The organism is Stenotrophomonas sp. Marseille-Q5258 (genome assembly GCF_946900935.1).
In the GTDB taxonomy this organism is placed as follows: domain Bacteria; phylum Pseudomonadota; class Gammaproteobacteria; order Xanthomonadales; family Xanthomonadaceae; genus Stenotrophomonas; species Stenotrophomonas nematodicola.
In genome coordinates, this window is sequence record NZ_CAMPPN010000008.1 from 163,442 (window position 1) to 189,588 (window position 26,147).

Genomic DNA, 26,147 nt, shown 5'->3' on the forward strand with positions numbered 1-26,147 from the left:
GGTTATTGCGCACACCAGCACCAATAAATACGATCACCCGACGCTGTTTATTACCGGAACCGCAACAATGGACACTCTGGATGCAATGCGCGTGTTCGTGGCCGTGGTCGAGCGCAACGGGTTCAGCGCCGCCGCGCAGGCGCTGGACATGTCCACGGCCGGGGTCACCCGGCAGATCGCGGCACTGGAACAGCGCCTGTCCACGCGCCTGCTCAACCGCACTACCCGCCGGGTGAGCCCGACCAGCACCGGCGCGGCCTACTACGCCCAATGCGTGCAGCTGCTGGCGCAGTTCGACGCACTGGAGGCCAGCATCGGCGCGCAGGCGCTGGAGCCCTCCGGCCTGCTGCGGGTCAACGCGCCGGTCAGCTACGGCATCGCCCGGCTTGGCCCGCTGCTGGCCGGCTACCGCGCGCGGTATCCGCAGGTGCAGTTGGATCTGTCGTTGTCCGACCGCCTGGTGGACATGGTCGAAGAAGGCTTCGACGTGGCCATCCGCATCACCCGGCAGCCGGGCCCGACGCTGATCGCGCGCAAACTCGCCGACGCCCGCATCACCCTGTGCGCGTCACCGGCCTACCTGGCCGCCTATGGCCACCCGCAGCAGCCGGAGGACCTGGCCGGTCACCAGTGCCTGAATTACAGCGACTGGGGCGGCGGCGATGCCTGGCAGCTGCGCGGCCCACGCGGCGAGGTCAGCGTGGCCATCCGCGGCGGCATCCGCGCCAACAACGGCGATGTGCTGCGCGACGCGGCGATCGCCGGCCTGGGCATCATCCTGCAGCCGGATTTCCTGGTTGACGATGCGCTGGCCGATGGCCGACTGCAACGCATTCTTCCCGACTGGGAAGTGCCGCCCGTCGGCATCCATGCGGTCTACACCAGCCGCAACCACCTCGCACCGAAGGTGCGCAGCTTCATCGACTACCTGGTCCAAGCGCTGGCCTGAACCGCGTGAAGCGCAGCGCGCGGCGCTACACCGCGTCGGCGGTCTCCAGCCGCGCGATCACCTCGCACAGCGGCGCCGGCCGGCCCAGCAGGTAGCCCTGCACCTGGTCGCAGCCGTGCGCGGCCAGCCACTGGTGCTGCCCGGGCGTTTCCACGCCTTCGGCGATGATGGTCAGCCCCATGCTGTGGCCCAGCGACAACAGCGCACGGCAGATCGAGGCGTTGCGCGGATTGGTTTCCACATCGGCCACGAAGCTGCGGTCGATCTTCAGAATGTCCAGCGGCAGATGCTGCAGGTAGGACATGTTGGAATAACCCGTGCCGAAATCGTCCAGCGAAATGCAGATGCCCTGCTCGTGCAGGCGCTGCATGGTCTGCTTGGCCTGCGCCGGCTTGCGCATCAGGCTGCTCTCGGTCAGTTCCACCTGCAGCGCGCCCCGCGCCAGGCCGAACTCCTGGCTGGCGCGGGTGAACTCGGCCACCAGGTCGCTGTTGAAGAACTGCACCGCCGAGACGTTCACCGCGATCGGCAGCACGCCCCAGCCGGCATCGACCAGTTGCCGCTGCGCCTGTGCCGCCGCACGGATCACCCAGCGGCCCAGCGCCAGGATCAACCCGGTGTCTTCGCACAGCTGGATGAACTCGCCCGGGGGAATGAAGCTGCCATCCGGCTGCGGCCAGCGCAGCAGTGCCTCCAGCGCGGCCGGGGTGCCGTCGCTGGCATGGCAGATGGGCTGGAAGTACAGCTCGAACTCGGCATCGATCGCGCTGTGGATGCGACCGGCCAGGCGCAGCCGCTCGGCCAGCCGCGAGCTGACCGTGTTGTCGTACCAGGCGATCACGCTGCCTTCGTCGCGCGCCGCGTGCGCGGCCTGCGCGGCCATGCCGATCACCTGTTCGGCCGGCAGCACATCGCCGTCGAACTTCACCGCCACGCCGATGCGCGGCTCGAACTGGTGCAGCCAATCCTGCCCGCGTACCGGTTCGGACACGGTCTGCACCAGCGTGTCCAGCGCCGACTGGCGGTCGTGGCCGTCGTCGATGGCAAAGATGAAGTCCTCGGCCGGCTGGAACGCCAGCGCGCCATAACGCGCACCGAGCCCGCCCAGGCGCTTGGCCATCGCCTGCAGCACCACCTCGCCCACTTCGCGGCCCAGCGTATCGGCCACCAGCTGCAACCCGCGGAACTGCACATAGGCGATGGTGTAGCCGCCGCCGGCGGCGTCCAACTGTTCGGCCAACGCACGCGTATTGAGCAGGCCGGTGGCCGGGTTGTGGGTGGCGTGGTAGGCCAGGTCGCGCTCGTAGGCCAGACGCTCGCTGACGTCCTCGGCCAGGACCAGGCACGCCTGGCGCCCGTCGAAGTCCAGCCGTGCCAGGTGGGCGCGGACCTCGAACACGGTGCCGTCCTTGCGCCGGTGCATGCGCACCGTGGCGTCCTGCACATCGCCGATGCGCGCCTGTGCGATGGCGCCACGGATCTCATCCCAGCCTTCGCGCGGGCGGATGTCGAGAATGCTCATGGACAGGAACTCGTCACGGCTGAACCCGTACTGGCGGACCGCGGCCTCGTTCACTTCCAGGAAGCGCAGCGTATCGGGGTCGAACACCCAGAACGGTGCCGGATTGCGGTCGAACAGCAGGCGGAACTGGCGCTCGGCCTGCTGCACCCGTGCCAGCGCCTGCACGCGCTCGCTGACATCGGTGAGCGCGCCGATCATGCGCCGCTGCCGATCCACCACCGCCACCCGCTGGCCGCGCGCGGACACCCAGCGGACGGCCCCGCCAGGCAGCACCACGCGGAACATTTCATCCAGCACCGCCGTACCGGCGAAGGCGGCGTCGAAGGCGGCCTGCATGCGCGGTGCGTCGTCGCGGTGCACGCGGGCGAAGAAATCGGCAACCGGCAGGCTGTCGATCTCCACGCCGAAGATCTCGCGCGCCAACGGTGACCAGCGCAGCACGCACGCATCCTCGTCCACGTACCAGGTGCAGACCTTGCCGACCTGGTGGGCCAGGCGCAGCTCGGCGTGGCCGGTACGCAGTTCCTCGGTCAGCACATCCTGGTGCACGCTGGCGCGGCGCAGGCTGAAGTACACCCCGAGAAAGACCACCCAGTACGCCAGGTACACGCCCATCGATGCGTACGCGTAAGGCCACCACGGTGCCAGCACATCGCGACGGCCCAGGCCGGCGTAGACCGCCAGCGGATACTGGCCGAGCGTGGTCAGCGTGGAGATGCGTTCGATCTGGTCCACCGCGCTGGTTTCGATGCCCAGTGGCGTCACCGCATCGGTGCGCAGCATCTCGCGCCGGGCCAGGCCGAAGCGCTGTCCGGTGGCCCCGAGCGGGTCGGGGCTGCGTGCCAGCACATAGCCCTGGGCGTCGGTGATCGAGATCACCCCGTACTCGCCGGTGTCCAGGCCGCTGATGATCGAGGTCAGCTCGTCGGTGTGCAGGCGGCTGAGCAGCCAGCGGTCCTCGCCCATGCGCAGCGCCAGCGGCAGCACCCAGCGATAGCCGTCCAATGCCTGCGGCGGGCCGATGTACAGCGCGCTTCCGGTGCCCCGGTTGGACTCCATCGCCCACAACGGCAGGTGCAGATCACCGCTGCCGCTGGTCAGCGCGCGCCCGTGCTGGTCCACCACCACGATGCTGTCCAGCTCGGCATGCCGCTGCAGCACCCCGGCGATGGCGTCATCGAGCAGCTCCGGCGCCTGCTCCGGCACGCGCTGGAACAGTTTGGCGCCGTCGTCGGCAATGCCCAGCATGGCCCGTTCCAGGTTGCGCAGTTCCAATCGCAACAGGCGCTGCGAGCCCGCCGCCAGCGCGGAGCTCTGGCGTTGCGCGGCTTCCAGGCGCCGCTGGTAGTCGTTGGCCAGCATGACGCCCAACGCAGCGGCCAGCAGCACGGCCAGCGCACTGCCCAACCAGACGATCGTCCGCAGTGGCCGAGCCATCACACGGTTCAACGCGGGCATCGCAAACGGCTCCCTTCATAGCGGGCTGACTTCATGCGCAAACGCTTCCTGGTTTCCCCCAAACCTGAGCGGCCGAAGCCCCCGTTTCTTGACGCCTGCAATCGTGTCCACGCGATGCCTCCCCTGGCACCCTGGCGCGGAACGGTCCTGCCGGCCCCAGCATGCACCAGCGGCAGCCGTGCGGGAAGAGCGGAATCTGGCCAATGGGCGATCGGGCATGCGGCCCGATCCGACCTGCGCCGGAGGACTAAACTAGGTTCTTTCCGTTGCCTGAGAAGGTCCATGTCCAAGCTGCGCCGCCCCACCCTGATGCTCGCCATTGCCGCCAGCCTGTCGCTGAGCCTGGCTGCCTGCGACCGTGAACCGGCCGCACCGCCGGCCTCCCCCGCCACGGACACCGCCGCCGCGCCCGCCCCGGCCAAGCCGCAGCTGGGCAGCTTTGGTTTCGATATCGCCGGCATGGACCGCAGCCTCGCCGCAGGCGATGACTTCTTCGGCTTCGCCAACGGCACCTGGGTGAGGACCACCGAGATCCCCGCCGACCGCTCCAGCTATGGCAGTTTCAACGTCATCGCCGAAAAGACCCTGGCCGACACCCGCGCGATCCTCGAAGGCGCTGCCGCCGATGCCAAGGCCGAAGGCGAAGCCAGGCTGATCGGTGACTACTACGCGGCCTACATGGACGAAGCGGGCATCGAGTCGCGGGGCCTGGCCCCGGTGAAGCCCACCTTGGATGCCATCGCCGCCGTTGCCGACAAATCCGCGCTGGCCACCACCCTGGGCGGCACCCTGCGCGCCGACGTCGACCTGCTGAACGCGACCAACTTCTACACCGACCGCCTGTTCGGCGTGTGGGTCTCGGTGGATCTGCTGCAGCCGGACCGCACCGCACCGTACCTGGTGCAGGGCGGCCTGGGCATGCCGGACCGCGACTTCTACCTGCAGGGCGGCCGCATGGCCGAACTGCGCAAGCAATACCAGGCCTACATCGCCCAGGTGCTGCAGCTTGCCGGCGTTGCCGATCCCGCCGGCAAGGCACAGCGCATCCTCGCCCTGGAAACCCGGATCGCCCAGGCGCACGCCACCCAGGAAGAAACCAACGATGTGGCCAAGGGCGCCAACGCCTGGACGCAGGCCGACCTGAGCGCCAAGGCGCCGGGCATGGACTGGAGCGCGTTCCTGGCCGGCGCCAGTCTGGGCGGGCAGCAGGACTTCATCGTGTGGCAGCCCAAGGCCGTGGCGGGCATCTCGCGCCTGGTCGCCACCGAGCCTCTGGAAGTGTGGAAGGACTATCTCGCCTTCCATGCCCTGGATCGCGCCGCGCCTTACCTGCCGAAGGCATTCGCCGACGCGCGCTTCGCCTTCCACGGCACCGCGCTGAACGGCACCCCGCAGCAGAGCGAGCGCTGGAAACGCGCGGTGGACGACAGCAACCACGCCGTCGGCGAAGCGATCGGCAAGCTGTACGTCGAGCGTCACTTCGACCCGGCCACCAAGGCACGCGCCGACGAGATGGCCAGGAACATCATCGCCGCCTTCGCCAAGCGGATCGATGCGCTGGCATGGATGTCGCCGCAGACCAAGGCCCGCGCCAAGGCCAAGGTTGCCGGGCTTACCGTGGGCATGGGCTACCCGGACACCTGGCGCGATTACAGCGGGCTGGAGGTCAAGCGCGACGATGCGCTGGGCAATGCCGCGCGTGCGGAGCTGTTCGAGTACCAGCGCAACATCGCCAAGCTGGGCAAGCCGGTGGACCACACCGAGTGGGCGATGCTGCCGCAGACCATCAATGCGATGAACGTGCCGCTGGAGAACCGCCTGGTGTTCCCGGCCGCGATCCTGCAGCCGCCGTTCTTCGACGGGGCCGCCGACGACGCGGTGAACTACGGCGCGATCGGCGCGGTGATCGGCCACGAGATCAGCCACGGCTTCGACAACGCCGGTGCGCTGTTCGACGAAACCGGCAAGCTGGACAACTGGTGGACTGCCGATGACCTCAAGCAGTTCAACGCCGCCGGCGACGCGTTGGCCGCGCAGTTCAGCAGCTACCAGCCCTTCCCGGGTGTGTCGGTCAACGGGCGCCTGACGCTGGGCGAAAACATCGCCGACGTGGCCGGTCTGGCCACCGCCTACGATGCCTACCAGCTCTCGCTGCAGGGCAAGCCGGCACAGACGCTGGAAGGCTTCACGCCGGACCAGCGCTTCTTCCTCGGGTTCGCCCAGGCCTGGCGCAGCAAGGCCCGCGAGCAGGCGCTGCGCAACGCGCTGCTGACCAACGTGCATGCCCCCGGCCAGTTCCGCGCGCTCACTGTGCGCAACCTGGACGCGTGGTACCCGGCGTTCGACGTCAAGGAAGGCCAGAAGCTGTACCTGGCCCCGGACAAGCGGGTCAAAGTGTGGTGATCATCGCGGTGCGATGATCGGAAAACGGGCGCTTCGGCGCCCGTTTTTTTATGCGCGCCACTCTGTCACCACCTCGTGAGCACGCTGGCCGGCACACCGACGCGGGCGCAGGCGCGGGTGGCCACACCATCCGGCAGCGCGCGGCGGAACAGCGGCGCCATGCCACGCAACAGGCGGGCCGAGGTCTGCGCCTGCGCCCGTTGCAGCGCAGTGCGTTCCAGCATCGACACCGCCCACGGCGGCAGCAACGCGGCGCCCGCACCGAGGAACAGATCACGCGACAGCCCCGCCATCGGCACCGGCAGTCGGATGCCGGCGAGCACCGCCAGCACCTCGCGCGAGCGCGCATCGAAGCGCAACCGCGGCAGCTCCCGCACGAAGTACGCCGCCACCTCCGCTTCCGAGGCCGGCACTGCGGTCGCCCCCAATGCCTCGGCCACGCGGCGGTACTCGTCGTAATAGCGGTCGGCAACCGACGCCGGTACCTCACGGCAATAGCGGCGGCAGCCCTGCAGGAAGCCGTACGCCTCGGTGACGTGAACCCAGGTCAGCAGATCCGGATCGTCGGCGGCGTAGGCCTGCCCGTCCGGGGTATGCCCGCGCACCTGCGCATGAATGCGTTTGACCCGGGCAACCAGCGTCTCCACTTCGCCGGCGGGGGCATAGCTCGTGCCCGCCACGAAAGCGGTGGTGCGGCGCAGCCGGCCGACCAGGTCGCCGCGGAAGTTGGAGTGGTCGTATACCCCCGCCAAGGCCAACGGGTGCAGGGTCTGCAGCATCAGCGCGCACAGGCCGCCGGCGAGCATCCCGGGCAGCTCCGCATGCACGCGCCAGGTGGCGCTGTCCGGGCCAAACCAGCCCGGATCGCCCTGCGGATGGTCGTAGTCGATGTTGCTCTGGCCGCGCGGGAACGCGTCCAGGACCCAGCGTCGGATGGGCGCCGCAATCGGGCGGGAGAGACGGTTGAGCAGCGGCGGCATCGCAGGTCCGGTCGGCGGGAGAAACGACCGCTGGCTGCGCGGTCGGCCTCGATTCTGGCCGATCCCGGCCGGGGCGGCGACCCACCCCGGTCACGGCGCGTTTCATGTGCACCCGCAACATGAATCACCCTGCGACATCTTGTCGCAGGCTGCGCGCGCAATGATGCACTGCATCACGCCACCCGCATTCAGAAAAACGGTCGGCCGCCCTTCGCGTTCTCCCCATTGCACCGTCCGCTGGAAGTGCTAGAACTGAATCCGCCTCAAGTTCGTCCAATGCGCTGCCGCACGTTCCAGAAGGAGCACGTCATGATCGCTTTGTTCAAGGGTTTGGGTTTGCTGTTGCAGGACAACGAGCTGTACAACAGCCCGTTCGAAAAACAGGTCGCGCATTGGCGTAACAAGAGCGAGCAGCAGATCCGCGAGGAAGTGGCCGTGCTCGCCAAGGCCAAGGGTCAATGGCTGATGGCTTCAATCGTCGGGTGGCAGGCGTCCTCGCTGCTCATCCTCGGCCTGATCAGCAACTACCTGTGGAAGGACGACTTCCATATCACCTTCACCCGCGTGGTGATCGTGTTCGGTTCCTGGGTCTCGATCCTGTTCGTGATCTGGTTCATGGCCAACATGTTCGACCACAAGGCCGGTTTCGAGCGCTGGATGAAGGCGTTCAACAGCCGCGAGCGGATCACCGCCGATGCCGACAGCGTCGAGTGCGTGGCCGATGCGCTGGAGATGGCCCAGCACTATCCGGAAGTGCTCAACTACAAGCAGGTCGTCAGCGCGCGGCGCGAGCTGCGCCACGAAGACATCCGCATCATGCGCGAGATCGGCCGGATGCATCAGCATTCCGAGCTGGTTGGCCGCCTCAATCATGTCGGCGAGCAGGACCCCGGCAACAATCTGCACCTGCAGCCGGCCTTCTGACCGGCCCGTGAAGTGGGGGGAGCCACGATGCCACCGTGATCAGTCACGGTGGCATCGTTCTTTGCGGACCTCGCTGACGCACAGCTTGAAACCGGTCGGCAGGTCGGGCATCGCCCGGGTCTGCCCCACCGCCACCGCGAACTGCTGCAGTGGCGGCTGCGCGCACGCCGCCTCCAGCGTACAGCGCGGATCCAGCACCAGGTAGTGGCATTGCCCGCTGCGGCTGGCAATGCACGCGAAGCGCGCAACGCCATCCACGACCGTGGTGCGGCTGTACAGCGTATCCACCCCGTTGGCGCTGACGCGGGTGACGGAGGTGTTGCCGGACTGCTGGCAGGCCGCGAGGAGCAGCAGACAGGCAGCGGCAAGAGCGGGCGTACGCATACGGGACGACTCCGTGCGGGAGCGGCTTACATGCCGCGGAACAGGCTCATGAACGGTTGGCTGACGTTGAGGATCTCCGGCCGGCATTTCAGCCGCAGCTGGCCCCGTCCGGTGTCATCACGGCTCACCGCCGCCACCGCCTGCATGTTGACGATGGTGGAACGGTGGACCTGACGGAAGCGCTGCGGATCCAGCACCTCCAGCAACTCGCGCAGTGGCGTGCGCAGCAGGCTTTCGCCCTGCGCGGTGACCACCGTGGTGTATTTGCTGTCGGCGCGGAAGTACACCACGTCCTCCAGCATGATCAGGTGAGTATCGCGGCCGTTGCTGGCGGTGATCCAGGCCAGCGGCGGGGCCGTGGACCGTGCCGCCGGCTGCTGGCCCAGCCGCTGCAGCAGCTGTTCCAGCATCGCACTGTCCGGGCGCCCGGCCTGCATGCGGGTGAGGATGCGCTCGCGCGTGGCCAGCAGGCGCTCGTCGCTGACCGGCTTGAGCAGGTAGTCCACCGCGCCCTGCTCGAACGCATCGATGGCGTACTGGTCATAGGCGGTCACGAACACCACCTGGGTGCGCGGGCTGATCTCGGGCAGCGCGCGCGCCACCTCGATACCGCTGATGCCGGGCATGCGGATGTCCAGCAGCGCCAGGTCCGGCTTGAGCTCCGCCAACCGCTCCAGCGCGCTGGCGCCGTCTTCGCATTCGGCCACCAGCCGCAGGTCCGGCCACAGGCGTTGCAACTGGCTGACCAATGACTGGCGCAGCAGGTCTTCGTCTTCGGCGATGAGGGCATCAAGCTGCATGGATTGCCTCGCGTGCGTCATACGGCAGGGTGATGGTGGCCGCCACGCCGCTGGGGAAGTTGGCCACGATCGCGACACCGGCGTGTTCACCGCAGGTCAGGCGCAGGCGCTCGCGCAGGTTCTTCAGCCCGATGCCGGTGCCACTGGTGGTGTGGCCGAAGCCCAATCCGTCGTCGGCCACGGTCAGGGTGACATGGTCATCGAAGGCACGCGCGATGATCCATACCGTGCCGCCGCCGGGCTTGGGTTCCAGGCCGTGCTTGATGGCGTTCTCCACCAGGGTCTGCAGCGCCATCGACGGCAGCGGCAGCACGTTCAGTGCCGGCGGCACGTCCACCTGCAGCAGCAGGCGTGCGCCCATGCGGATCTTCAGGATCTCCAGGTACGCCTGGGTACGCTCCAGTTCCACGCCCAGCGTGGACATCGACTCGTCCACGCGGGGCAGCGAGCTGCGCAGGTACTGGATCAGGTGGCCCAGCATCTGGTCCGCGCGCGGCGGATCGGTGCGGGTCAACACCTGGGCGTTGGCCAGCGTGTTGTAGAGGAAATGCGGTTCCACCTGCGCGTGCAGCAGGTTCAACCGCGCCACGCTCAGTTCCTTCTCGGTCGCGGTCTGCGCAGCGGCGGCCTGTTCGTCGCGGCGCTGCTCGGCGACGCGGCGGGTAATCGCACGCCCGACTGCTTCGGCGTTCTCGTAGTTGCTGCCTTCATCGACGGCGAGCAGGTCGGCCCACACACCGGCGTCGGGTTCGAACAGCAGGGTCACGCTGCTGGTGCCCTGCCCCGGCGTGACGGTGGCCAGTACGCTGTTGCGCTTGATCGCCAGGCGCGCGGGCAGATTCCAGCGCGACGGCGGGCGGCCGTTGTAGGGGTCGACACGGCGCACGTAGGCGCGCACCTGCAGGCTGCCGGCAGCGCTCTCCATGTCTTCCACGCGGGGCAGCTCGGCCAGCGCCGCCTCGACCAGCGCAAAGGCCGGGCCGGCATCCATCGGCAGTTCGATCTGCCGGCGCTGTCGGCTGGACAGGGTGGTGCCGTCCAGGCGTCCGGCCACCAGCCACACCCGGCGGATGTGGGTGATGCAGCTGCCCAGAGCGGTCACCATCAGGAACATCGCCAGCAGCCCGAACACCCAGCCAGGGCCGTCGCGCATGCCGCTGAAGATGCCACTCCAGACGAAGCCGGCCACGATGACCGCGGCGGTCCAGGCCAACAGAATGCGGACGATCAGAGCGAGACTGGCAAGCACGGCGGCGTTTCCGGCAAAGGGGTGAAGCGAGCATAGCCCTGCCGCCCGCAAGGACAAGCCGCATGCGACGAAGCCGGGAATCGGGAGGATGAAGCGGGATCAGCCGGGTCTGGCTGTCGGAACGGTTGCCACGACAGCCGACCTGCGGCCGGCCTGCCGGGATGCCCCGCCGGCGGGACCGGCGGGGCGTGCCGCGTTACTTGCGCTCGGCCGCGCTGGCGTCACGCGGGGCGCGGAACTGCGAATCGGCGCTCCAGTTCGGCCAGGCGTTCGAGTTGGCCAACTGGTTGCCCAGCGTGTACAGCACTTCCAGATCGCGTGCCGCGCCGGCAAAGGTCCAGTCCGGCTGCCATTCGTCGCCCTGCTGGTGGTAGCGCTTGGCGGTGTAATCGTCGGAGGCCTTCTTGCCGGCCGCCACACCCCCGTCCACCCAGTCCTGGCCCGCCGAGTACGACACCGCCGGCACACCGCGCTTGGCGAACGGGAAATGATCGGAACGGAAGAACAGGCCGGCTTCCGGCTTGGGATCGGGGGTGTAGCGGATATCCCAGCCCTTGGCCACGTCCTTGAGCTGGTCCAGCAGTTCCAGCTTGGCCGAGCCGTAGATGCCGAAATCGCGCGACGGACTGAACGGCGCCATCCCGTCCATGTTGATCACCGCCACCGTCTTGGCCAGCGGGTACAGCGGATGGCTGGCGTAGTACTCCGAGCCCAGCAGGCCCTTTTCTTCGGCGGTCACCGCCAGGAACAGCACCGAGCGCTCCGGGCGCTTGCCCTTGGCGAAGCCGCGCGCCAGCTCGATCAGCGAGGCGGTGCCGCTGGCGTTGTCCAGCGCGCCGTTGAAGATGGTGTCGCCGTTGGCATCGGGCTTGCCCACACCGATGTGATCCCAGTGCGCGCTGTAGACCACGGTCTCGTCCGGGCGCGTGCTGCCTTCCAGGCGGGCGGCCACGTTGTGCGAGGTGATCACTTCGGTCTTGACCGCGTAGTTTGCCGAGAAGGTTTCACCCTTCAGTTCCACCGGCTTGAAGTCGCGGGTCTGCGCCTGCTTCTTGAGCGCCTCGAAATCCAGGCCGGAACGCTTGAACAGTTCGACCGCCAGATCGCGCTGGATCCAGCCTTCCAGCAGCGGATGCGCCTCGGCCGGCCTGTCGCGGACCACATCGAACATGGTGTTGGTGTTGGAGCCGGCCACGGTGGCCCAGCCGTACGACGCCGGTGCGGTCTCGTGCACGATCAGCACGCCGAGCGCGCCCTGGCGTGCGCCTTCCTCGTACTTGTAGGTCCAGCGGCCGTAATAGGTCATGCCCTTGCCGTCGAAATCGCCCTGACCGGTCTCGAAGTCGGGATCGTTGATCAGCACCACGGCGATCTTGCCCTTCAGGTCGACGCCCTTGAAGTCGTCCCAGTTGCGCTCATCGGCCTTGACGCCGTAGCCGAGGAAGACCAGCGGCGCGTTGCGGATATCCACTTCGCTGGCGCCGTTCATGGCCGCGCGCACGGCGATTTCCTTGCCCTGGCTGAGGGCCTGCGGCGTGCCCTTGCTGCTCAGCGACAGGGTCGGGGTACCCACAATATCGCCCTTGAGCAGCGGCACGGCCTGGGTCCACAGGCGCTTGCCGTCCTTGAGGTCGCCGCCCGGCTGCAGGCCGGCCGCAGCGAACTGCCTGCTCAGGAACGCGACGGTTTTTTCTTCACCGGCGGTGGCCGGCGAGCGGCCCTCATAGGCGTCCGATGCCAGTTCCTTGACGTCGGCGGAGATCCGCGCGCCATCGAATTTGGGGGTGGCCGCCATCAGGGCCGACGACACCGACAACGCCAACAGGCTGATTACCACTCGCTTCACGCTGCACCTCAGTACGGGACGACAATCGCCCGAGTGTAGGACAGCCGACGCGGTTTGCGGCAGTGCCGGTCTACAGGGCGGCCGCGCGTGCGAGCAGCAGGTCTTTTTCGCGCGCATTGGCGGTCAACGCGGCGGCTTCCTCGAACGCCGCCCGCGCTTCGGCCGGGCGCCCCAGCTGCTGCAGCACATCGCCACGCACCGCCGCCAGCGGCACGTAGCCACGCAGGCGTGGATCGTCCTGCAGCGGTTGCAGCAGCGCCCAGGCCGCCTCGGCACCGTCCGCGCGCGCCACCGCCACCACCCGGTTGAGCTCCACCACCGGAGAGGGATGATGATGGGCAAGCGTGGCGTACAACGCGGCCAGACGCGGCCAGTCGGTGTCCTGCGCGCGTCGCGCGCCGGCGTGGCACTCGGCGATGGCCGCCTGCAGCACGTACGCGTCAGTGCTGCCACCCAGTGCCTGCGCCTGCCGCAGTGCCGCCTGGCCGCGCGCGATCTGCAGCCAGTCCCAGCGCGTGCGGTCCTGGTCGGGCAGCAGGACCGGACGACCCTCGGCCGTGGTCCGTGCGGCGGTACGCGACGCCTGCAGCTCCATCAGGGCCAGCAGGCCGTGCACCTGCGGCCAGGTGGGCAGGCGATGCGCCAGCACCCGCCCCAGGCGCAGCGCTTCCTCGCACAGCGCCGGCCGCATCCAGTCATCGCCGGCGCTTGCCGTGTAACCCTCGTTGAAGATCAGATAGACCGCTTCCAGCACCGACGCCAGCCGCTCGGGCAAGGCAGCCTGCCGGGGCACTTCGAACGGCACCTGCTTCTGCGCGAGGGTGCGCTTGGCCCGCACGATGCGCTGGGCGATGGTCGGCTCGGGGGTGAGGAAGGCGCGGGCGATTTCATCGGTGGTCAGGCCGCCCAGCAGGCGCAGGGTCAGCGCCACCCGTGCATCGGCGGCGAGGACCGGGTGGCAGGCCACGAACATCAGCCGCAGCAGGTCATCGCCGATGTCATCTTCCAGCGCGGCGGTGTCATCCGGTGCGGGCAGCGGCTGAGGTTCCAGCGCGCTGCCCCACTGTGCATGCTGGCCCGCCACCCGCTGGTGCTGGCGCAGGACGTCGATGGCGCGGTTGCGCGCGGTGGTCATCAGCCACGCTCCGGGGTTGTCTGGAACGCCCTGCTGCGGCCAGCGCTCCAGCGCGGCCAGCCAGGTGTCCTGGGCCAGTTCTTCGGCACGCCCCACATCGCCGCCCAGCATCCGGGTCAGGCGTGCGATCAGGGCCGGCGCTTCCATGCGCCAGAGGGTGTCCAGCCGGTGCGTCAGAGCAGTGTCCATGCCGCCGATCAGAGCATCGCCCCGCGCATCGCACAAGCCACCGGGCGGCTCATCCCGGCTGGCCCTCCATGTACGCGACCTCCCACAGGTGACCGTCGAGGTCCTGGAAGCCACGCTGGTACATGAAGCCGTAGTCACGTGCCGGTTGCGGTTCGCTGGCGCCGGCCTTGAGTGCCTTGTCCAACGTGGCGTCCACCGCCGCGCGGCTGGGTGCGGACAGCGCGGTGATCACCTCGGTCTGCGCGCGCGCGTCACTGATCGGCTTGTGGGTGAACTGGGTGAAGAACGACTCCACCAGCAGCATGACGAAGATGCTGTCGCTCACCACCATGCACGCGGCGTTGTCATCGGTGAAGGTGGGGTTGAAGGTGTAGCCCAGCGCGGCGAAGAAGGCCTTGGAGGCCTCCAGGTCGCGCACCGGCAGGTTGACGAAGATCATCTGCGGCGAATCGGTCATGGTCGGTATCCTTGGTGGGAGATCAGGGTTGTTTCATGCAGTTGACCATCCACGGCTTGCCGTAGCGGTCGATCAGGAAACCCCAGCGATGCGCCCAGAAGGTCTCGCCGATCGGCATCCTGACCTCGCCGCCCTCGGCCAGGGCCGCGAACACGCGCTCGGCTTCGTCCACCGACGCGACGTCGATGTTGATGGTCGTGCTGCCCTCACCCGCGCCCGACGGACTGTCGGCGGCCATCAGGATGGCCTGGCCTACCTCGAGCTGGCTGTGCGCCACGTGGTCCAGGGTCTCCGGCGGCATCTCGCCGCAGCCGTCGGTGTTCTCCATCGGCGGCATGTCGCGGTACTTCATTTCCGAGGTGACCTTGCCGTTGAGAACCTTGGCGTAGAAGGCCATCGCCTCATGGGTCTGGCCGTTGAAGCTCAGGAACGGAATCAGTTTCATGGGAATGCTCCAGGGGATGCGGGGGGATGGTCAGCCGGCGTTGCCGATCTGGTCGCGCAGACGCTGTTCCTGCGCCTGTAGTTCGGGAGTGAAGGCCGCACCGAAATCCTCGGCACTGAGAACAGGCCGCAGCTCGACGACATCGCCGGCGGCGAACGGGGCGCGGGTGAGCCATTCGGTGGCCTCGTCCAGCGAGCGCACCTGCCACAGCCAGAATCCACAGACCAGTTCGCGGGTTTCAGCGAACGGGCCGTCGATGACCCGTGGCGCATCGGTGCCAAAGGCGACGCGCCGGGCGCGCGAGGTGGGGTGCAGGCCCTCCCCGGCCAGCATGATGCCGGCCTGCACCAGCTGTTCGTTGTAAGCGCCCATCGCGCGGATCTCCTCCTCGGTCGGCATCTGACCGGCTTCGGTCGCCGCGCTCGCCTTGACCAGTACCATGACTTTCATCGGTGTCTCCTTCGGTGCGGGTCCGGTTGGCGGGCCCTTCATGGATACAACGTCGCAGCGGGGCGGAAATCGACACGTCGGCGAAAAGAAATTCGTCTTTCCTTTCCCTCCGCCTGTTCAGGCCATTGCCGACAGCGGGAGGGCGTCCTGGTCCAAGGGCCGTTGCGGATAGCGCCTGATGTCTCCGCCCGCGCTGCCGCAGCTTGCGGGGCCTCTTGGCAACCGGCGCTCGAGCGGCCGGGCGCGGCATCCGCTGCGGCGTTGCAACACGGCCGTTGCGGCGTCTGGGGCATCATGGACACCCCCTGCCGACACGGACCCGGCCATGCAGTTCCTGCTGCTGATCTATATCGACGAAAGCCTGCTGCAGGCCCTGCCCGGCGAGGAGTACGATCGCCTGATGCACGACTGCCTGCAGCATGCCGATGCCCTGCAGGCCGAGGGCACGCTGGTGCTGGCACAGAAGCTCGAACCGGTTGCCAGCGCGCAGACGGTTCGCGTGCGCCAGGGCCAGTCGCGGATCACCGACGGCCCCTTCGCTGAAACCCGCGAACTGCTGGCCGGCTTCAACCTGATCAACGCCCCCGACCGCGACGCGGCGATGCGCATCGCCCAGCAGTTCCCGTGGTCGCGCTTCGGCAGCATCGAAGTGCGGCCGCTGGCGGACATGGACGCCGAGCGCGAGCGCGTCGGCGCCTGAGATGCCAGTTCAGGGCAGCAGCGTGATCTTCAGGTCGCGCGGGCCGGTCGCCTCGTTGCCGCTGTAGTCGCGCGCACTGCCACGGATCACGTAGTCGCCCGCCGGCAGCGCATCGGCCTGCCAGCGTCCGGTCTCCACCAGCCCGTCGCGGACGGTATTGGTGACCAGGTAGCGGAAGCGGGTCACCGCACTGCCATGCACGGTGATGCCGCTGTCCGGTGCATAGGCCACCACGGTGGCACTGTCCTGCGGCGGCATGCGGTTGAACACGATGTTGAAGCGGGGCTGCTCGTAGCCCGGCAGGGGGTGTCCCTGCGCGTCGAGAATCTGGTAGCCGACCTGGTACAGGCCCAACCGGCGCCGTGGCAGGTTGCGGTCCACCTGGTCCCACGCCTCCACCACGATCTGCACGCCCGGCCCCTGCCGTGGCACTGCCACGCGACCGTCGGCACCGGCGGCGAGCGGCTGCTCCAGATCATCCAGCAGGCTCACCGCCGTCATGCGCGGAGCCACCGTATCGGCATAGTGGACAAATCCCAGCGCCACGGCATTACGTTCGAACCCGCTGGCGCCCACGCTCAGGTGCACATGCGCCATGCGATTGATGCTGCCCAGCGGTTCGCCCGCCTGGAAGCGCGTGCCGCGCCGCACGCGGATGCGTTCCAGGTTGCCGTCCGCATCCCGCAGCTGCTGCCAGCGCGCATCCAGCGGGCGGTCGCGCGGATCGCGCCCGACCTTCATGTGGATGTATTTGAGCGTGTCCAGCGCCAGACCTTCGCCCTGCCCACCCACTGCCCAGCTTGCGGCCGGGCTGCTGACCTTGGCGTCGGCAATCGCCAGCACCGGCTGGCCCACATCGCCACGGATATCGAAACCGCCGTGCAGGTGGTGGCGGCTCTCGCCACTGAAGTTGCCGCGTACTTCGCCCAGCGTGCCCACCACTTCGTGCCAGCCATCCTGCGGGGCGAGCGGCCAGCGCCCGCCGGTGGCCGGCAACGGCGCGTCCGGCGCAGGGCCGACCAGGGCCGGTGGCGCGACCTTCCCCTCTCCCAGCGCACGCAGCCGGTGTATGCGGTAGGCGGCCGCATCGGCGAGATACAGCCCCCCCTCGGCGTCCAGCGCCAGCGCGGTCGGGCGTGCAAAGCGCGGCTGCGGCGGAACACCGGCCAGCGCAAGCTGATGGCCGTGTGCCGAGATCTGCACCACCCTGCCGTTGATGTCGCTGGCGTAGATCACCCCGTCATGGGTCACCGCCATCGACAACGGGCCACTGAGCAGGCCGCCGCTGGCGACGCGGGTGGTCAGCGTGCCATCCGGGGCAAGCTGGCGGATCGCATTGTTGAAAAGATCGGCGATCAGCAGGTTGCCCTGCCCATCCAACGTCAGCGACACCGGCGTATCCAGCCGTGCACCGATGCCGGCGCCGTCGATGTGACCGGGCACCTCGCCACCGGCCAGCGTGCGCACCTGGCCGTCGGTCTCGATCACACGGATGCGGTCGTTGTAGGTGTCGGCCACGAACACGCGGCCACCGGCATCCACCGCCACGCCCATCGGCGCATCGAAGCGGGCCTGGCCCGCCGGGCCGTCGCGGAAGCCACGCTGGCCATCGCCCGCCAATGTGCTGACCGTGCCATCGCGGCCGATGCGCCGGATCGCATGGTTGCCGGTGTCGGCCACGTACACCGTGCCAGCGGCGTCCAGCGCGATCGCCGACGGCGTGTGGAACTGTGCCTGCAGCGCCGGGCCGTCGCGCCAGCCTTCCCCCTGACCCGCCAATGTGTCTACGCGACCATCCGGATGGATGCGGCGAATGCGGTTGTTGTCACCGGCATCGGCAACGTACACCACGCCCTGCGCATCGACCGCCATCCCGTTCGGATCGGCGAAGCGGGCCTGCATGCCCGCACCTTCGCGCGCACCGGCGACACCGTCGCCGGCCAGCGCCTCGATCCGCGCCGTCCAGCCCAGCACGGTGGGCGGCGGACCCGGCGGAGGCGCGGGCGGCGCGGGCGCGTCCAGAAAGGTCCACGCCAGCAGCGCGGCCGTGACCACGGCGATTCCTGCTGCCCAGTACGCACGCGCCATGCCGCTTCCTGTCTGATGTCGGGGCCACGACGATAGTCGCTCCACGCGCGCATGCAAACCCGCCGCATCGTCAGTGGCGCACACGCGCGACTTGTGCCGATCGGCCATCCCGGGTTCAATCCCTGTTGTTGCCACGGAAGGACCCCACCATGCCCCTGCGTCGTCATGCTCTTGCACTGCTGCTCGCGTTGGCGGCCAGCAGCGCTGCGTCGGCCGCCATCAGCGTTGCCTCCGACACGCCGCTCAATGCGGATGCACAGCGTCTGGTCGATTCGGTAGCCGAGGCGATCATGCAGTCCGATCGCGGCGACACGCTCGGCGCAATGATCGTGTTCGAGCGCGTGCTCGCCGACCCGGCACTGTCCCAGGTGCCGGTAGATGCGCGTCAGGATGCCTGGGTGGCGGCCGGCATGACCGCGCTGAAGAGCGGGCAGCAGGCCGATGCCGAGCGCTACCTGCGTACGGCGCTGGCCGCGCGCGACGACGATCCCCGTGCCGTGTACCTGCTCGGCCGCCTGCAGGTGCAGCAGCAGAAGCCGCGCGATGCCGCCCTCAGCCTGGCCCGTTCGCTGCAGCTTACCGACCGCTTCAACGACGATATCGACGTCGATCTGATCGGCTATCTGCTGCATCAGCTGAAAGACGATCCCGCCACCCGCCGTACCCTGCTGCAGGCGCTGTTCGATCGCAAATGGCAGAACAAAGGGACGGAGCCGGCACGCCTGTGGCGCTCGCTGGCCACGCTGCAGGCCGAGGCCGGCGAGCAGGATCGGCTGGCCGACACCATCGCGCGCATCGATGACCCGGTCCAGCTGATCGCGCTGCGCAGCGACAAGCGGTTCGACCGGGTCGTTGACCGCGCCAGCCCACGCTTCGATCCGGCGCTGGCGGCACGGCGCCATACCGACGCCCTGCGCGTGGCCGCACTGCTGCGGCCCGAGGAAGGTGTCCTGCCGGTGCGCATGGCCGACACCCTGCTGATGACCGGCGACAACGCTGCCGTGATCGCCATGACCGACAGCATCGCCGCATCGGTACAGGCGCAGGACCCGACGGCGCAGCGCACCTACGAAGGCGCCGACAACCTGGCGTGGCTGCTGTCCTACCGTGCAGGCGCGCAGCGGCGTCTGGGCGAGATGGACGCGGCGTTGGCCACTCAGACGCAGGCCCTGCGGTTCCACGATTCAGACGCGCCCAACACGGTTCAGCACCTGCTGCTCGCTGGCTGGCAGATGTCGCTGCAGCGACCGCAGCAGGGCCTGGATACCCTGGCAGTGCTGCCGGCGGAGCTGGGCTTCTGGGAGTTCGGACGCCATTGGCTGCGCCTGATTGCGTTCCGCCAGCTGGACGACCGCACCCAGGGCGATGCCGCACGCGACTGGCTGCTGGGCCATCCCGACGACGCCGACCTGATCCTGCTCGACGTCCTGCTTGAAGAGAATCGCATGGACGAGGCGGCGGCCCGCCTGATCGCCAAGCTGCGCGCCCCGGAGGAGCGCGGCGATGCGCTGGTGTCGCTGCAGAACTACCGCACCTTGCCGTCGTTGCCCGGCGATGCCGTGCGCGACCAGCGCTGGCGCCAGCTCAAGCAGCGTGCCGACGTGCGTGCCGCGGTGCAGGCGGTTGGCCGTATCGAACGCGTTGACCTGTTTGGTTCCAACCCGACCCGCTGAGCGGTGCCGCGCGGCTCGCCAGCCTACTTCGCCGGCGTTTCCACGCGGAACCCCATTGCCTCGCGGTACCGCACATACAGCGCGCTGACCTTCTCCACGTAGGCCAGCGTCTCGGCGTAGGGCGGCACGCCCTTGTAACGCGTCACTGCACCGATGCCCGCGTTGTAGGCCGCAGCGGCCAGCACGCGGTCGCCGTTGTAGCGGCGCAGCAGCGTCTTCATGTAGCGCGCGCCGCCGTTGATCGACTGCTCGGCCGACAGTGGATCGGCCACGCCGAACTCGGTGGCCGTATCGGGCATCAGCTGCATCACGCCCTGCGCCCCCTTGGGTGATACCGCGCCGGCATCGAAACCACTCTCGGCGTGCGCGATCGCCCGCAGCCACGCATCGTCCACCCCGGTGGCTTTCGCGGCGGCCTTGAACTGCCTGGCATGCCGGTTCAACTGCGGCGCACCGACCTTGCCCAGCCCTTCATGCGCGGGCTCGCCCGGCGGCGTGGCAACGGTGAACTTCAGGAACACCCGCGAGCCGGGCAGATTGCGGGTCGAGTAGACCCGCGTGCCGTCCTGCTCGCGCTCATACAGGGTGCCGCTGAAGACCCCCATGTTTCCCCACAGGTTGGGGGTCTGCACCGCGTTGTCGTCGATCTGCCGCGGGGTGCATGTCGACCCCGGCTCGGGCGCGGTGGCCAGGCTCACCGTATTGCCCTGCACGCAGCGATACACCGTGCGCGCGCCTGCAACACCGGGCATCAGCAACAGCAGCACAACCAGCGCGGCGGGCAGGGACAGGTTCATGGGCTCGGTGCGGGGCACGTCAGTCGTGCGGCGCGATCATCCGGCCACGGCTGCGAACCGAAGGTGAATGCCGGTCCCGGCATCAGGGCAGGCCCGCGCAGCGTCACGCCGGGCGCGAAGACCGCCTCACCAAGGACAGCATCGCCGGTGATCAGGGAGACCGGCACGATGGGCGGGCCGGCCAGGCTGATGGTCCTGCCCGAGCCCCGGAACAGGCCGGTACCGATGGCGGTCGGGTGCCGATGCCGTTGGAGAGGCTGCGCCGGCGGTGTTCTGACCCTCGAAGACGGCCCGCGCGGCCGCCCGCCCGGATCAGGTGCGAGGTGCCCGCGGTGGCCGCAGTGCGCGCGGCTGTCGGGTTTCACCCGCTGCTGCCGTGGCGGAGACCCGCCTGGGCCTTGTCCGACCACGAACGCGGGGTTTTCCTGTTCCTTTCCGTGCGCGCAGGTGGTGAGATAGGGCTTCCAGGCCACGGGCCGGCTGGCACGAGGTCTGCTTGAACCGCACCCGGAACATCGCCGTCACCGTGCTGTTCGCCCTGCTGGGCGCGCTCGTGCCGATGGCCACCCTGCTCTATTTCAACGTCAATCGCGCCAACGATGCCGCGCGGGATCGGCTGCAGTTCACGGCCGAACGGACCCTGCTGCGCGCCCACCGCGCCTACGAAGCCGGGCTGACCGCTCTCCGCCAGGCCAATGCCAGCACGCTCGAACCCTGCTCGGCGGCCCACCTGCAACTCATGCGCGGCCTGGTGATCAATACCGTCTCGGCCGAGCAGATGGGCTATTTCCAGGACGACCGGCTGATCTGCACCTCCTGGGGGCCGATGGAGGCGCCGATCCGCCGCCCCGAGCCGGACCACCTCACCGCCGACGGCGTCGGCATCAAGCTCGACGTGCGCCCGCTGGCCGGCAATGGCGTGCCGCTGCTGGCCCTGTACTACGGCCGCTACGACATCCTGATGAACCCCGAACGGCTGGTTGACGTCATCACCGACCCGGACGTACGCCTGGCCGTGGCCAGCCCGGACGGACGCCTGATCGCCCATCAGCCGATCGCCGATCCGCAGCTGATGCTCGATCTGCTGCGCTCGCCACGCAGCGGCATGGATGCACGCACCCTGTTTGCCACCGCCCAGGACCAGCAGTGGCTGGCCATCGCCACGGCGCCACGCACCCCTCTGGTGGCCAGCATCCGCCCGCTGCTCTGGCAGTTCGCCCCGGCCGGCGCGCTTGGCGCTGCCGCCGCGATCGCCCTGGCGGTGTGGCTGTCGCGCCGACGTCTGTCGCTGCGCGCCGAGCTGGCCACGGCGGTCCGGCGGCGCGAGTTCTTCATGCACTACCAGCCCATCATCGAGCTGGACACCGGCATCTGCATCGGTGCCGAATCACTGGTGCGCTGGCAGCGGCCCGACGGCAGCCTGGTGCGCCCGGACCTGTTCATCCCGCTGGCCGAGGATACCGGCCTGATCGAGGCGCTGACCGACCAGGTGATGGACAACGTCATCGCCGACATGCGCGACCTGCTGGTACAGGACCGCAGCGCCCACATCGCGATCAATCTCGCCGCCGAGGACGTCAGCAGCGGCCGCGCACTGAAGGTGCTGACGCAGAAGCTGCAGGGGACGGGCATCCATCCCCAGCAGATCTGGCTGGAGGCCACCGAACGCGGCTTCATCGACATCCAGCGCGCCCGCAACAGCCTGGCCGCCACGCGCCGCGCCGGGCACTGCGTGGCCATCGACGACTTCGGCGTCGGCTATTCCAGCCTGCAGTACCTGCAGCAGTTGCCGCTGGATGCCTTGAAGATCGACAAGTCCTTCATCGATGCCATCGGCACCGACAGCGCCACCAGCCCGGTCACCTCGCACATCATCGACATGGCGAAAACGCTGGGCCTGTTCACCGTGGCCGAGGGGGTGGAAACACCTGCCCAGCTCGCCTACCTGCAATCGCGCCAGGTCGAGTTCGGTCAGGGCTGGCTGTTCTCCAAACCGCTGCCACCGGAGGCCTTCGCCGCCTTCCATTGGCAGCGCAAGGAACAGTACGGCAAGGCCCGCGAGAACATGCAGAACCCAAACCACAGCATCACCGACTAGGCCACTGCCGGGCTCAGTCGGCGTCCACTCCGGCCAACGCCTGCACCCAGCGCGGCACCACCGGTTCACCGGCATGGAACGTGCGCGGCACGTGATCGGCCATCGCCCATCGATGGATCCAACTGATGCCACTGTCGCCGTTGTAGCCATCGGCGTGCTGGTAGGCCGGGTCCTGCAGGGCCTGCTCCAGCGAAATGAAGCGGTAGCCACGGCGCTGCGTGGCCGCCACCAGGTCCTCGAACGTTGCCGCGTTCAGCGCATTGGCGTGCATCAACCACACCTGTGCCGGCAGGCGGCCGAGCAGCTGCTGCGACTGCGCTTCGTAGTAGTCCAGCTTGTTCAGCATGTAGGGGATGTAGCCGCGACGCAGCTGCGCCAGCCGCGCCTCGCGTTCGGCCGGCGGCAGGTCGCTGACCCGCACCGTGTCGTAGGCGAACGCCCAGACCCATTCGCTGTTGTCCACCGTCACAGGGGCGATGCGGTACCCGTGCTCCTGCAGGAATGCCGCCAGCGCGTCGCGCTGTGCCGGCGAGCGGCCGGCGCGCAGGTACGGATGGCGGAACCAGCGCAGCGACTGCCCGCGCTCGGCCAGCAGCGGCCGCAGCGTGTCTTCGCCGCGCAGGATGTCCTGCGTATACGCTGGCAGGCCCACCGCGTGCAGATCGACGTGACCCCAGGTGTGGTTGCCCAGCTCGGCACCGGCGTCGAGCCAGTCGCGCAGCATCTGCACGCGCGCCGGCACCACCTCGCCCTGCTCGACCAGCTTGCCCGCGTTGACGAAGCCCACCACCGGGATGCCTGTGGCGTTGAGCGCGGCCATCAACTGCGCGTGCCGCTCGGCCAGCTCCGGTTCGGCACGTGTGTCCAGCCGCTGCCACGGCAGGTCGTCGATCGTCATCGCGATGCGACGGTCCGGCGTGGCCGCCTGCGCCAGGCCGGCCATGCACAGCAGCGCCAGCCCCCATCCACTACATAAACCTCGCTGCACCTGCATCTCCTCCCGGTCGATGCCGACCAGCATACCGGTGCGCGATCGCCCGCTCCGCAGGCGTCACGGCAGCACCGGCTGCCAGGCGCGTGGCTGTCGCAGCACCACCGCCAACGCCGCCACCAGCACCGCCAACAGCGCCACCGGCAGCCAGCGTTCGCCCACCGTCTCCAGCATCACGCCACCGGCCACCCCACCCAGCGCGATCGCCAGGTTCCAACCGGTCACCACGAACGACTGCGCGATGTCGGCCGCCTCACCGGCGCGCCGCGCCACTGCCGTCTGGAACTGCGTCGCCACGCCGCCGAAGGCCAGGCCCCACACCACCGTGGCGGCCACCAGCACCGTCGGCGAACCTGGCCAGCAGGCCAGCGCCAGGGCGGCCACGATGAAGCCCAGCGTGCTCGCCACCACCAGCAGGCCAAGGCCGCGATCCACCCACACGCCGGTGATCCAGATCCCCACCAGCGACGCCACGCCGAACACCAGCAGCAGCCGGTCCAGCCAACCGGCCGCGCCGGCCAACGCTGCGAACGGCTCGATGTAGGTGTAAAGCACGTTGTGCGCCAGCACGAACAGGAACATCGCCAGCAGCGCCGTGCGCAGCCCCGGCAGCCTCAGCACCGTCAGCAGCGGCTGGCGGGCAGCCGCACCGGGCGCCGACAGCGCGGGCAGCGTCAGCCGTGCCCACACCAGCAGCGCCACGCTGATCAGCGACATCACCCCGAACGCCCAGCGCCAGCCGATGGTCTGCCCCAGCAACGTCCCGGCAGGAATGCCGAGCGACAGCGCCAGCGGCGTGCCCACCATCGCCACCGCGATCGCGCGGCCCTGCAGCGACGGCACCACCATGCGGCTCGCATAGCCGGCCACCAGCGACCACAACAGACCGGCACTGATCCCGGCCACGAAGCGCGCCACCAGCATGACCGTGTAGTCGTGGGTCAGCGCGGTAAGCGTGTTGACCACGGCGAAGCCGGCAATCGCAGCCAGCAGCAGCGGGCGACGCGGGAGCCGCCGGGTCAATGCGGTCATCGGCAGCGCCGCCAGCAGCGAGCCCAATGCGTACACGGTGACGAGCTGTCCGACCAGCGCCCGGCTCACGCCCAGGTCGACACTCATCGGCGACAGCAGACCGGCCGGCAGTGCCTCGGTCAGAATCGTCACAAAGCCCGCGCAGGCCAGGGCCAGCAGGCCCCCCAGCGGCAGCCGCGTGACTGCGGTCGCTGCCACGCCCTGACAGGCCTCGGCCGGCGCGCTCATGGCGCCACCGCCACGGCGCAGTCGGCATACACCGCGTCGCGCAGGCGATCCACGAAGGCGCCGTGCATGCCTTCGTACAGCGTATTGGTCAGTGCGACCACGCTCAGCCCGCAGGCCGGATCGACGAACCAGCTGTGCCCATACGCACCGCCCCAGCGCCAGCTGCCGTCGGCCTGCGGCGTGGCTGCCGCGATCCGGTCGCGCAGCACCGCAACGCCCAGCCCGAAGCCCCAGCCTGGCGGGTCCGGCGGGCCCTGCTCACCCACCTGTGCGCGCGTCATCTCCGCCACGTGCGTGGCCGCAAGCCAATCGCGGTGCGCTTCGCCGCGCAGCGCCTCCAGCAGCCGCATCACATCGTCGGCCGTGCCGACCATGCCGCCACCGGCCGAGGCAAATGCCAGCGGATCGCTGGCACGGGCGAGGCTGTAGGCGATGCCGACCGTGCCGTCGAACACCGGCACCACCTCGCCTTCGCGCAGGCGGCGCGGCCGTGGCTGATCGCTGACATAGGGCGTGGCCAGCCGCGTCGGCGTGTCCGTATGAAAGCCGGTGTCGTGCATGTCCAACGGCGCGGTGACCTGCACACGGACAATCTCGGCCAGCGGCAGGCCGGTTGCCGCCTCCAGCATCGCCCCGGCCACATCCACCCCGAGCGAGTAGTGCCAGCCGTGGCCCGGCGCGAACGCAAGGGGTACCTGCGCGATCCGGCGCACGTTCTCCTGCAGGCTATGGGCGCATGCATCCATGCCATCGCTGACCCCGGCCATCGCCAGCGGCCCGTCGGCATCGGTTTCCAGGAAACGGTATCCCAGACCCGCGCTGTGACTGAGCAGATGGCGCAACGTCAGCGCCGGTCGGGTGCCATCGGCCAGCGCCGGGCGGAAGTCGGGCAGCAGCGCATGGGCCGGCGTGTCCAGCGACAGCACGCCCCTCGCCACCAGGCGCAGGGCTGCGGCCGTCACGATCGGCTTGCTGACCGAGGCCAGGCGGAACTGCGTCCCGCGCGACATCGGCCGCTGCTGCTCACGATCCGCCCAGCCCGTGGCATCGGCGTGCAGCAGCTGGCCGTGCCGGCGTACCAGCACCACCGCACCCACCAGGCGCGCGTCGTGGTGCTGCTGGCGCAGCAGGGCATCCACGGCAGGCAGCCGGGGCGTAGCGGAAAGGGCGTCAGGGGAGGAGACGGTCATCGGGGCAGTGCCAGTGGAATCGGAGCGCCACGGTAGGCGCTGCCCGCAGCGGCAAAAAGCCCGGTAACGCTCCGCACATTCCGGACAGTTTGTTCCGCAATTGCATAACACCCAGTCCCCGCAAGGGTTTCCCGCCCCCCGGCCGGCGCGCCACTGCTG

At 69.0% G+C, this 26,147-nt stretch carries 21 protein-coding genes; 6 read left to right on the plus strand and 15 right to left on the minus strand.

The features are described from left to right. Window positions 1–67: 67 nt before the first annotated feature. The gene (locus OC534_RS06735; protein WP_262071586.1) at window positions 68–949 is read left to right on the plus strand and encodes a LysR family transcriptional regulator; all 882 of its coding nucleotides are present in this window, start codon (window positions 68–70) and stop codon (window positions 947–949) included. A 25-nt stretch (window positions 950–974) separates the two neighbouring features. Here OC534_RS06735 and OC534_RS06740 read toward each other — a convergent pair whose 3' ends face one another. Then, on the minus strand, window positions 975–3,908 hold the full coding sequence (locus tag OC534_RS06740) for an EAL domain-containing protein (RefSeq protein WP_243746311.1): 2,934 nt from the start codon (window positions 3,906–3,908) through the stop codon (window positions 975–977). Between the two features lie 303 nt (window positions 3,909–4,211). Between OC534_RS06740 and OC534_RS06745 the strand changes: the two genes are divergently transcribed. Beyond that, on the plus strand, window positions 4,212–6,332 hold the full coding sequence (locus OC534_RS06745) for a M13 family metallopeptidase (RefSeq protein ID WP_136003516.1): 2,121 nt from the start codon (window positions 4,212–4,214) through the stop codon (window positions 6,330–6,332). Window positions 6,333–6,397: 65 nt separating this feature from the next. Here OC534_RS06745 and OC534_RS06750 read toward each other — a convergent pair whose 3' ends face one another. Then, window positions 6,398–7,312 carry an oxygenase MpaB family protein gene (locus OC534_RS06750; protein ID WP_153164945.1) on the minus strand — a complete coding sequence of 305 codons (915 nt, stop codon included), beginning with the start codon at window positions 7,310–7,312 and terminating at the stop codon, window positions 6,398–6,400. A gap of 309 nt (window positions 7,313–7,621) precedes the next feature. Between OC534_RS06750 and OC534_RS06755 the strand changes: the two genes are divergently transcribed. Then, window positions 7,622–8,236 (plus strand): hypothetical protein, encoded by a 615-nt coding sequence (locus tag OC534_RS06755; RefSeq protein WP_206147344.1) that lies wholly within the window; start codon window positions 7,622–7,624, stop codon window positions 8,234–8,236. Between the two features lie 39 nt (window positions 8,237–8,275). On the opposite strand, the gene OC534_RS06760 is transcribed toward OC534_RS06755, so the two are convergent. The 8 genes from OC534_RS06760 to OC534_RS06795 all read right to left on the minus strand — a co-directional run bounded on the left by OC534_RS06760 (window position 8,276) and on the right by OC534_RS06795 (window position 15,191). After that, window positions 8,276–8,620, minus strand: coding sequence for a hypothetical protein (locus OC534_RS06760; protein ID WP_136003510.1), 345 nt, complete (start codon window positions 8,618–8,620; stop codon window positions 8,276–8,278). A gap of 26 nt (window positions 8,621–8,646) precedes the next feature. Continuing rightward, entirely contained in the window at window positions 8,647–9,420 is a 774-nt protein-coding gene (locus OC534_RS06765; RefSeq protein ID WP_017356522.1) for a LytTR family DNA-binding domain-containing protein, read from the minus strand. Beyond that, window positions 9,410–10,669, minus strand: a complete 1,260-nt coding sequence (locus OC534_RS06770) for a histidine kinase (protein WP_136003508.1) — start codon at window positions 10,667–10,669, stop codon at window positions 9,410–9,412. The genes OC534_RS06765 and OC534_RS06770 overlap by 11 nt, the downstream gene beginning before the upstream one ends. A 196-nt stretch (window positions 10,670–10,865) precedes the next feature. Beyond that, window positions 10,866–12,515: a M28 family metallopeptidase gene (locus OC534_RS06775; protein WP_153164946.1), complete on the minus strand. Its 1,650-nt coding sequence runs from the start codon at window positions 12,513–12,515 to the stop codon at window positions 10,866–10,868. 70 nt (window positions 12,516–12,585) lie between these two features. Next, window positions 12,586–13,839: a sigma-70 family RNA polymerase sigma factor gene (locus OC534_RS06780; protein WP_136003505.1), complete on the minus strand. Its 1,254-nt coding sequence runs from the start codon at window positions 13,837–13,839 to the stop codon at window positions 12,586–12,588. A gap of 49 nt (window positions 13,840–13,888) precedes the next feature. Next, window positions 13,889–14,296, minus strand: coding sequence for a VOC family protein (locus OC534_RS06785; RefSeq protein ID WP_017357120.1), 408 nt, complete (start codon window positions 14,294–14,296; stop codon window positions 13,889–13,891). A gap of 22 nt (window positions 14,297–14,318) precedes the next feature. Beyond that, complete coding sequence (locus OC534_RS06790) at window positions 14,319–14,741, minus strand: VOC family protein (RefSeq protein WP_017357121.1); 423 nt, start codon at window positions 14,739–14,741, stop codon at window positions 14,319–14,321. 30 nt (window positions 14,742–14,771) lie between these two features. Then, window positions 14,772–15,191, minus strand: coding sequence for a YciI family protein (locus OC534_RS06795; protein ID WP_026070933.1), 420 nt, complete (start codon window positions 15,189–15,191; stop codon window positions 14,772–14,774). A gap of 325 nt (window positions 15,192–15,516) precedes the next feature. On the opposite strand from OC534_RS06795, the gene OC534_RS06800 reads away from it, so the two are divergent. After that, on the plus strand, window positions 15,517–15,891 hold the full coding sequence (locus OC534_RS06800) for a YciI family protein (protein ID WP_017357123.1): 375 nt from the start codon (window positions 15,517–15,519) through the stop codon (window positions 15,889–15,891). A 9-nt stretch (window positions 15,892–15,900) separates the two neighbouring features. Here the strand turns inward: OC534_RS06800 and OC534_RS06805 are convergent, their stop codons facing one another. Beyond that, entirely contained in the window at window positions 15,901–17,979 is a 2,079-nt protein-coding gene (locus OC534_RS06805) for an NHL repeat-containing protein (RefSeq protein ID WP_262071587.1), read from the minus strand. A 149-nt stretch (window positions 17,980–18,128) separates the two neighbouring features. Here OC534_RS06805 and OC534_RS06810 point away from each other — a divergent pair, with 149 nt between their 5' ends. Then, on the plus strand, window positions 18,129–19,652 hold the full coding sequence (locus tag OC534_RS06810; RefSeq protein ID WP_262071588.1) for a hypothetical protein: 1,524 nt from the start codon (window positions 18,129–18,131) through the stop codon (window positions 19,650–19,652). Window positions 19,653–19,675: 23 nt separating this feature from the next. Here OC534_RS06810 and OC534_RS06815 read toward each other — a convergent pair whose 3' ends face one another. After that, window positions 19,676–20,449 carry a lytic transglycosylase domain-containing protein gene (locus tag OC534_RS06815; RefSeq protein ID WP_136003500.1) on the minus strand — a complete coding sequence of 258 codons (774 nt, stop codon included), beginning with the start codon at window positions 20,447–20,449 and terminating at the stop codon, window positions 19,676–19,678. Between the two features lie 496 nt (window positions 20,450–20,945). Between OC534_RS06815 and OC534_RS06820 the strand changes: the two genes are divergently transcribed. Next, entirely contained in the window at window positions 20,946–22,547 is a 1,602-nt protein-coding gene (locus OC534_RS06820) for an EAL domain-containing protein (RefSeq protein WP_262071589.1), read from the plus strand. A 13-nt stretch (window positions 22,548–22,560) separates the two neighbouring features. Here the strand turns inward: OC534_RS06820 and OC534_RS06825 are convergent, their stop codons facing one another. The 3 genes from OC534_RS06825 to OC534_RS06835 all read right to left on the minus strand — a co-directional run bounded on the left by OC534_RS06825 (window position 22,561) and on the right by OC534_RS06835 (window position 25,988). Continuing rightward, entirely contained in the window at window positions 22,561–23,490 is a 930-nt protein-coding gene (locus OC534_RS06825) for a polysaccharide deacetylase family protein (protein WP_017355661.1), read from the minus strand. A gap of 108 nt (window positions 23,491–23,598) precedes the next feature. Continuing rightward, on the minus strand, window positions 23,599–24,798 hold the full coding sequence (locus OC534_RS06830; RefSeq protein ID WP_262071590.1) for an MFS transporter: 1,200 nt from the start codon (window positions 24,796–24,798) through the stop codon (window positions 23,599–23,601). Beyond that, window positions 24,795–25,988, minus strand: coding sequence for a serine hydrolase domain-containing protein (locus tag OC534_RS06835; RefSeq protein WP_153164952.1), 1,194 nt, complete (start codon window positions 25,986–25,988; stop codon window positions 24,795–24,797). The genes OC534_RS06830 and OC534_RS06835 overlap by 4 nt, the downstream gene beginning before the upstream one ends. Window positions 25,989–26,147 lie beyond the last annotated feature (159 nt).

Coding starts and splice junctions, on each gene's coding strand:
- OC534_RS06735 (WP_262071586.1), top strand. CDS start 68: ATGGACACTCTGGATGCAATGCGCGTGTTCGTGGCCGTGGTCGAGCGC.
- OC534_RS06825 (WP_017355661.1), bottom strand. CDS start 23,490: ATGGCCGGCCTGGCGCAGGCGGCCACGCCGGACCGTCGCATCGCGATG.
- OC534_RS06835 (WP_153164952.1), bottom strand. CDS start 25,988: ATGACCGTCTCCTCCCCTGACGCCCTTTCCGCTACGCCCCGGCTGCCT.
- OC534_RS06830 (WP_262071590.1), bottom strand. CDS start 24,798: ATGAGCGCGCCGGCCGAGGCCTGTCAGGGCGTGGCAGCGACCGCAGTC.
- OC534_RS06750 (WP_153164945.1), bottom strand. CDS start 7,312: ATGCCGCCGCTGCTCAACCGTCTCTCCCGCCCGATTGCGGCGCCCATC.
- OC534_RS06780 (WP_136003505.1), bottom strand. CDS start 13,839: ATGGACACTGCTCTGACGCACCGGCTGGACACCCTCTGGCGCATGGAA.
- OC534_RS06795 (WP_026070933.1), bottom strand. CDS start 15,191: ATGAAAGTCATGGTACTGGTCAAGGCGAGCGCGGCGACCGAAGCCGGT.
- OC534_RS06760 (WP_136003510.1), bottom strand. CDS start 8,620: ATGCGTACGCCCGCTCTTGCCGCTGCCTGTCTGCTGCTCCTCGCGGCC.
- OC534_RS06810 (WP_262071588.1), top strand. CDS start 18,129: ATGCCCCTGCGTCGTCATGCTCTTGCACTGCTGCTCGCGTTGGCGGCC.
- OC534_RS06790 (WP_017357121.1), bottom strand. CDS start 14,741: ATGAAACTGATTCCGTTCCTGAGCTTCAACGGCCAGACCCATGAGGCG.
- OC534_RS06740 (WP_243746311.1), bottom strand. CDS start 3,908: ATGGCTCGGCCACTGCGGACGATCGTCTGGTTGGGCAGTGCGCTGGCC.
- OC534_RS06755 (WP_206147344.1), top strand. CDS start 7,622: ATGATCGCTTTGTTCAAGGGTTTGGGTTTGCTGTTGCAGGACAACGAG.
- OC534_RS06745 (WP_136003516.1), top strand. CDS start 4,212: ATGTCCAAGCTGCGCCGCCCCACCCTGATGCTCGCCATTGCCGCCAGC.
- OC534_RS06805 (WP_262071587.1), bottom strand. CDS start 17,979: ATGGCGCGTGCGTACTGGGCAGCAGGAATCGCCGTGGTCACGGCCGCG.
- OC534_RS06815 (WP_136003500.1), bottom strand. CDS start 20,449: ATGAACCTGTCCCTGCCCGCCGCGCTGGTTGTGCTGCTGTTGCTGATG.
- OC534_RS06785 (WP_017357120.1), bottom strand. CDS start 14,296: ATGACCGATTCGCCGCAGATGATCTTCGTCAACCTGCCGGTGCGCGAC.
- OC534_RS06765 (WP_017356522.1), bottom strand. CDS start 9,420: ATGCAGCTTGATGCCCTCATCGCCGAAGACGAAGACCTGCTGCGCCAG.
- OC534_RS06800 (WP_017357123.1), top strand. CDS start 15,517: ATGCAGTTCCTGCTGCTGATCTATATCGACGAAAGCCTGCTGCAGGCC.